This is a genomic window from Streptomyces sp. NBRC 110035, assembly GCF_000829695.1.
GTDB lineage: Bacteria > Actinomycetota > Actinomycetes > Streptomycetales > Streptomycetaceae > Streptomyces.
In genome coordinates, this window is the sequence record NZ_BBNN01000025.1 from 208,643 (window position 1) to 214,938 (window position 6,296).

The 6,296-nt window shown below is 70.2% G+C and carries 5 protein-coding genes, 1 other RNA gene and 5 pseudogenes; 8 read left to right on the forward strand and 3 right to left on the reverse strand.

Going from position 1 to position 6,296, the window contains the following annotated elements:
* A pseudogene (locus TU30_RS16090) lies at positions 1-714 on the reverse strand (MerR family transcriptional regulator); the annotation flags it as partial.
* Positions 715-878: 164 nt separating this feature from the next.
* Between TU30_RS16090 and TU30_RS16095 the strand changes: the two are divergent.
* From TU30_RS16095 to TU30_RS36505, 7 genes and pseudogenes are all read left to right on the forward strand, one after another.
* A pseudogene (locus TU30_RS16095) lies at positions 879-1,469 on the forward strand (Uma2 family endonuclease).
* A gap of 312 nt (positions 1,470-1,781) precedes the next feature.
* Entirely contained in the window at positions 1,782-2,690 is a 909-nt protein-coding gene (locus TU30_RS16100; protein WP_042170278.1) for a DUF3800 domain-containing protein, read from the forward strand.
* 86 nt (positions 2,691-2,776) lie between these two features.
* Positions 2,777-3,042 (forward strand): annotated as a pseudogene (locus TU30_RS34130) (AraC family ligand binding domain-containing protein); the annotation flags it as partial.
* A gap of 122 nt (positions 3,043-3,164) precedes the next feature.
* Positions 3,165-3,479: pseudogene (locus TU30_RS38310) on the forward strand (DMT family transporter); the annotation flags it as partial.
* A 118-nt stretch (positions 3,480-3,597) separates the two neighbouring features.
* Positions 3,598-4,003: RNase P RNA component class A (rnpB, locus tag TU30_RS32905), an RNA gene on the forward strand.
* Positions 4,004-4,178: 175 nt separating this feature from the next.
* Positions 4,179-4,348, forward strand: a pseudogene (locus TU30_RS37265) (integrase); the annotation flags it as partial.
* A 90-nt stretch (positions 4,349-4,438) separates the two neighbouring features.
* The gene (locus TU30_RS36505) at positions 4,439-4,975 is read left to right on the forward strand and encodes a hypothetical protein (protein ID WP_199816861.1); all 537 of its coding nucleotides are present in this window, start codon (positions 4,439-4,441) and stop codon (positions 4,973-4,975) included.
* A 4-nt stretch (positions 4,976-4,979) separates the two neighbouring features.
* Here TU30_RS36505 and TU30_RS36510 read toward each other — a convergent pair whose 3' ends face one another.
* Both TU30_RS36510 and TU30_RS34145 read right to left on the reverse strand, forming a co-directional pair.
* A complete protein-coding gene (locus TU30_RS36510; protein WP_107068476.1) occupies positions 4,980-5,237 on the reverse strand; it encodes a transposase in 258 nt (85 codons plus the stop codon).
* A 196-nt stretch (positions 5,238-5,433) separates the two neighbouring features.
* Entirely contained in the window at positions 5,434-5,694 is a 261-nt protein-coding gene (locus TU30_RS34145) for a restriction endonuclease (RefSeq protein ID WP_234307878.1), read from the reverse strand.
* Between the two features lie 80 nt (positions 5,695-5,774).
* On the opposite strand from TU30_RS34145, the gene TU30_RS16125 reads away from it, so the two are divergent.
* On the forward strand, positions 5,775-6,296 hold a 522-nt coding region (locus TU30_RS16125), incomplete at its 3' end, for a transposase (protein ID WP_042170285.1).

Below are 6,296 nucleotides of genomic sequence, written 5' to 3' on the forward strand. Positions count from 1 at the left end.
GGGGGGGGGGGGGGGGGGGGGGAAGTCCGCGTACATGGCATGCAGGAAGCTGTGGTCCTCGTCGAGCGGGGCCCCCTCCGGGAGCAGGCCGGCGGGCAGACACCCGGCGAGGACGCGGGCGGCCTCCTCCACACGGGGTCGTCCGGTTCGGCGTCGGCGAGTTCGTCGAGCAGCGCGTGGGCGGAGAGCACGCGCTCCACACCGCCCGGCACCTTCATGAACCCGGCCGGTAGGCCCATCAGCCGCTCCCGCCGCTCCGGGGGCGCCGCGGTCTCGATGAGGGCGAGCACCTCCCGGTCCCTGGCGGCCATGGGCGAGTCGGACAGATCCGCCACTTCCCGGAACAGGGCGGCCAGTTCGGGGGAGGCGGGCCCCTCCGTGGTCAGCCCGCCCTCCGTCTCCGGCAACGCACGCAGCCGCGCCCGGCGGTCCCGGACCGCCGCCTCCTGCCGTGCCAGGTCCTCGTCCAGTTCGGTCAGCACCTCGACGAGGTCCTTGCCGGCGTCGCCCGCGAGCACGTCCCGCACCTCGGCCAGCCCGAGCCCCCAGCTCGGTCAGCCGCCTGATCCGCGCCAGCACGACGGCGTGCCGCAGTGTGTGGTCCCGGTACCCGTTGGCCCGCCGCTCCGACTCCGGCAGCAGCCCCAGATGGCGGTAGTGCCGCACGGTCCGCGGGGTGACACCGACGGCCGCGGCAAGCTCTCCGATCCGCATGACCCCAGTAGAGACGTTGACGTCGCGGCAGGGTCAAGCCGGCGGCCGTGGCATCTGACGAGGGCCATGATCCTGTGCCACGACCGAGTGGACGATTCCCGATATCACGGACAGGTGATCAGCCGATGTCCCAGTCTGACGGGCGGCAGAAGGAGGGGCGTGACATGACTGCGGTGGCCCACGAGCCGCTCACGCAGGAAGACGTCCTGCTGGAGGGATTTCTCGCCCTGGACACCCCGGAAGGTTTCCGGGCGGAGCCGATCGAGGGAGAGATCGTTGTGACGCCGCCGCCGGACGCGGATCACGAGGATTGCATCGGACTGATCGTGGAGCAGGTGCTCGAGCGTTCCCGGACCAGGATGCAGTTCTCCGGGAACAAGGGACTGAAACTGCGGAGCGGTGGTGGCTGCCCGAAGGACCGCCTGATCCCGGACGGCACTTTTGCCCCCGAGGGAGCTACGGCTCCACCGGGGAGCCGATTCCTGGATGCCCTGTGACGGGGTCGCCCCGGTCCTTGAGGTGACTTCCGCCAAGCCGAAGGCCGACCGCGAGACCAAACGCCGCTGCTACGCCCGAGGAGGCATCCCCCTCTGCCTCCTCGTCGACCGCGAAGCCTCCTCGATCACCCTGTTCGGCGCCCTGGAACGCGACGACCACCGCGATGACTACCGGGAGGTCTGCACCCGCCCTCCGGGGAAGACCCTGTCCCTCCCCGCCCCTTCGCATTCGACCTGGACACCGCCGACTTCCTCTGATCCCCTGTGGCCGGGCGTGGTGCGCAGGACGGCCGCGGTGGTCCTGGCCGCGGCGCCGAAGCCCTGCCCCTGCCCCTGCCTGGCGCCACGTCAGCGGTGAACCGGTCGGCCGTGTGCGCCGCCGAGCGCTTCGCCCATGCCCGGAAGGCGGCTGCCGGACAGCAGCCGGATGACAATCCGTAGTTGCGCGCGTGCGGGGAGTCGTCATAGGCTGGGTTCAGCATCAAAACAAGGCTGCGCCCAGCGCAGCAACCCCTATGGCCGCCCTTCAGGATTCCGGGGCGGCCGTAGTTGTTTCCGGCGGAGGAAAGCTTGTACCTGTGCTACGTCGACGAGTCCGGCGACGGTCAGACGGTCGATCCCTCCACGCCGGAAGCGCCGCCGGTCATGGTCATCGGTGGCATCGTCGTCGAAGAGTCCGAACTGCGCTCACTCACCTGGGACTTCATCACCCTGAAGAAGCAGTTCCGCCCCACCTTGCGGACCGCCGTCAAGCTGAGCGAGGTCATCCGCACCGAGATCAAGGGCTCGAACATCCGATCCCACCTCCGCAACGGCAACCGCAACCAGGTCCGCATGGCGCACGGTCTGATCGGCAAGCTGCTGACGATGCTGGAGCGCCACGACTGCCGGGTGCTGGCCAAGATCTGCGTCAAGCAGGACGGCGTCGCCAACGTGGAGGACGCGATGTACGGCGCGTCGGTCGCCTCCCTCTGTGCCCACTTCGACCACTTCCTCGCCGGGCGTGAGGGCCGAGGTGTGGTGATCCTCGACAGTCGTACGAAGAGCAAGAACGTCGACAACGTCCACTGCGTCACGACCCGGAAGTTCCGGGCGGGCGGCGACCTGATGCCGCACGTCGCCGAGTCGCCCGTATTCGGCCACAGCGACTCCCACATCGGCCTGCAGATCGCCGACCTGCTGATCTCCGCCGTACTCTTCCCGGCGGCCTGTGCCACCTATGCGGAGGACCTGACGTGGAACACCCACTGCCATCCCGCCTACGCGGCCATAAGGGATCGCCACTGCCCTCGTGTGGGTGAACTGCAGCACCGGTACCGGACGGCAACGGGCAAGTGGACGGGTGGGGTCGTGGTGTCGGACCGGCGGCGCAGGCGGTCGGCGGCGGAGCTGTTCCGGGTTGCCGAGCGGGCGCCCGTGCCGACGGCCCTCATTCCCGCCCAGCAGCCTCCCACAGCCCCTGCCGTGACCGAGCCGTGAAATCCGACCTGGCTACCGCCTGCTTCCTCTGATCCCCTGTGGCCGGGGGTGCCGGGTGACGAACGTACGGGAACAGGCCGGCTGGCCTGGCCTGGGCGCGGCTCGGGCGCTGCGGGCCATCGGCCGACCTGCTCACCGCACGCTTCGACCGGCACGAGTACGCCCCGCACGCCCACGGCGAGTGCACGGTCGGCGTGACCTGACCGTCGAAGGTCTGGAGGCCATCGCGTACCGCGGCGGGCGCATCGTCTCCGGGGCCGGCACCATCGTCGTCCCCGAACCCGGCGAGACGCACACCGGCGGCCCGGCCGTCCCCGAGGGCTACGCCTACCGCGCCCTGCACGCCGCTCCCCCCGGCCCGCCGGCAGCACCCACGCCACCTCTCCAGATCCACTGCAGGCCTGCTGGCCGTGGGTGTCCTCGCCGGTGCCGCAGCTGAGCGGCGGCAACGCCCGCTCGCCGGCCGAGGTGCTGGTGACGGCCCGGGGCTGCGCCCTCGCTCCACTGGACGCCGCCCGCCATCTGGAGCAGGTCCCGTCCCTCCAGCTCACCGCGGTCTGCCCGACGCTCGCGGCGCTGGTGTACGCCCCGGCCGCCGTGCTCACGAGGCCGGCCGAGCTGCCCTCGGCCGGGGCCCTGATCTCCCTCGCGGCCCTGGGCGCCGTCTGTACGGCGATCGCGTTCGTCGCCTTCCTGGGGCTGATCGGGGAGGCGGGGCCGACCCGGGCGAGCGTCATCACGTACGTCAGCCCGGCGGGCGCGGTCACGGCGGGGGTGCTCCTCCTCGACGAATCCCTGACGGCGACGGTCCTGGCCGCGTTCGCCCTGATCCTCACCGGCTCGGTTCTGCCCACGGCCGCCGCGTCGAAGCGGGGCCCACGCCCGGTACCATGGTCGACACGGCAGACGAGCCGGGCGGACGGCCGCGTGGAGACCCCCTGACGGGGAGCTCCCCGAGGAACGTCCGGGCTCCACAGGGCAGGGTGATGGCTAACGGCCACCCGGGGTGACCCGCGGGACAGTGCCACAGAAAACAGACCGCCGGAGGCTTCGGTCCCCGGTAAGGGTGAAACGGTGGTGTAAGAGACCACCAGCGCCTGAGGCGACTCAGGCGGCTAGGTAAACCCCACCCGGAGCAAGGTCAAAAGGAAACACCCCGGTGTTTCTGCGCGGACGTTCGAGGGCTGCCCGCCCGAGTCCGCGGGTAGACCGCTGGAGGCCGGTGGCAACGCCGGCCCTAGATGGATGGCCGTCTCCCCGGCCGCCGCGAGGCGACCGGGCGACAGAACCCGGCGTACAGCCCGACTCGTCTGCCGCCACCTGCGGCTTTGTCTGGGAAAGGGCCTCTGAACTGCGTTGGAGGCCCTTTCCGGTCTTTCGAGGGCTTGCCGCGTCAGGCGGCGGAAAGTCCCTCGGAAGTCCCTCGGACAGGGCTGAAAGTCCCTGAAAAGTTCCTGGGACGGAGAGGCAGGGGGATGACCCGCGGGGCTGCTTGCTCTGCCTGTCGCCGTCGACCTCGACACAGCGAACAAGGCGCTGACGATCGGCCGCAGCGCGGATTACGCGCTGGTGAAGCGGGGCGATTACCCGGTCACGCTCCTCAAGCTCGGCAACGCGTACGTGTGGTCACAGCGGACCTCCACCGCCTGCTGGGTATCGTCCCGGATGGCGGACGCGGGGAGAGCGAAGTCGCTGCATGGCCCATCGGCCGGACGGCGAGTCGAGCCTGCCGCTCGTCCGTGCCCGGAGTGTTCTCACGCATCGCCGTTCGCAGCCGGGCGAGCCTCCTCGTGCTGACCCAACCGGCGCGGCGGATCCCCGTCCGGGCATTGGGAGGTGTGTGGGAAGAGGCCAGTGCGGACGGCGCAGTCCGCAGGGTGAGCCCGAGGTGGTCGATGGCGGGCGGAGCGCACGAGGAGCTGGCACGGTACGGCCAGCTTGGTGATCTGGGTCTTGAGCTGCTGCGACGCGTCGGGCGTCAGGTGGCACGATCCCAGGGATTCCCACCGGCCGAAGGTCATGTCGCGTGGACGGACGAGGCCGTTGACGAACTCCTGTTCGAGATGATCGGCAGGAAGGGCGAGAACTTCCTCCTGACCTGCTTCCCGAAGACGGTCGACGACGCTTCCCTGGAGAAGATGTTCTTCACGTCGATCAGGAATTTCCTGATCGACGAAGCCAAACGTACCGAGCGGCGAAAACTGCGCCGACGATTCGCCGCGCGCCTTGGCGCGCGGCGAACCGGTTTCGCGCGGTGCCTGGTACTTCGCCCCGGTGGGCCCTGACCGCTCATCCGCCCGGCGCCGTCTGGCAAGGCGATCTCGATGAACTGTTCAAAGCCTCCTGGGAAGTGCACTCGGCCGACTCACCCGAGGCCGTTGCGGGCCTGGCGCCCTCATCGATCTCGGCGCGGCGCAGCCACTTCGACAACGTGATCGGGTGGACGCCGAAGTCGGCGGCGATCTGTTCCAGCGTGGCGCCGGGCTCGCGGTTGCGCGCGACCCGCACGACGTCCTCGCGGAACTCCTTCGGATACGGCTTGGGCACCGCAACATCCTTCCAGGCTGCCTCTCAGCAAGCCGGGTCAGGTGTCACCGACCCCTGCAGCAGTCCCCTCGCAGGGCCCACCGGAGACGCGTAACCACACGGCGCAGGCCGGGCGTGCCCCCGTACCGGGAGCAGCACGCCGGCCTCCGCTGCGTTGTTGGAGCCGACGGGGCTCCGACCAGGTTGTACGGTCCGGTCAGGGTCCGCCTTCGGGCGGCAACGGGGTGCGGCTGTGATGCCAGGGCGGCTGATCTCTTCCGTCGGCCCACCGGTCGAGCCGGTCGGCGTGCACGATCTCGATGCCCGCAGCCTTGGCCAGGCGATCCGCGGGGGTGGTGACGGTTCCGGTGGTCACCAGCACCGCCACGTCGGCATGGTGGATGTTGAACACGGTTCCGGCAAACCTCTGCAGATCGGGGCTGGCGACTTTGCCCCGGTACTGGACTCTGGTGCGCAATTCCTGACTGTGCGTCTGGTGGTTGCGGCATGATCGTTCCTGCGGGGCGTTTCCTCCGTCCACGGCCGCAGGGGTGAGAGATGTCGATGCGTCCCAAGGACCTGCCGCCGGTCCCCGAGCAGACCGCGGCCGTGGCCCGTAAGGCGTTGCCCAAGGGGAGCTTGGCGATACGCGTGCGCGACCACCTCGGCGGGGTCTTCACCGATCAGCCGTTCGCCGGGGCGTTCGGTACGCGCGGCGCCCCGGGGCTGTCGCCGGGTGTGTTGTCGCTGGTGACGGTGCTGCAGTTCGCCGAGAACCTGACCGACCGGCAGGCCGCGGCCATGGCGGTGCGGGCCATCGACTGGAAGTACGCCCTCGGGATGGAGCTCGCCGACACCGGCTTCGACCACACAGTGCTGCCCCGCTTCCGCGCCCGCCTTGCCGAACACGGCTTGGAGCGCGCCGTGTTCGACCGGCTGCTGGAGCACTGCAAGGAGGCCGACCTGGTGGCCGCCGGCGGCAAGCAGCGCACCGACGCCACCCATGTCATCAGCGCGGTACGGGACCTGAACCGCACGGAGCTGGCCGGGGAGAGCGTCCGCGCGGCTCTGGAGGCCCTC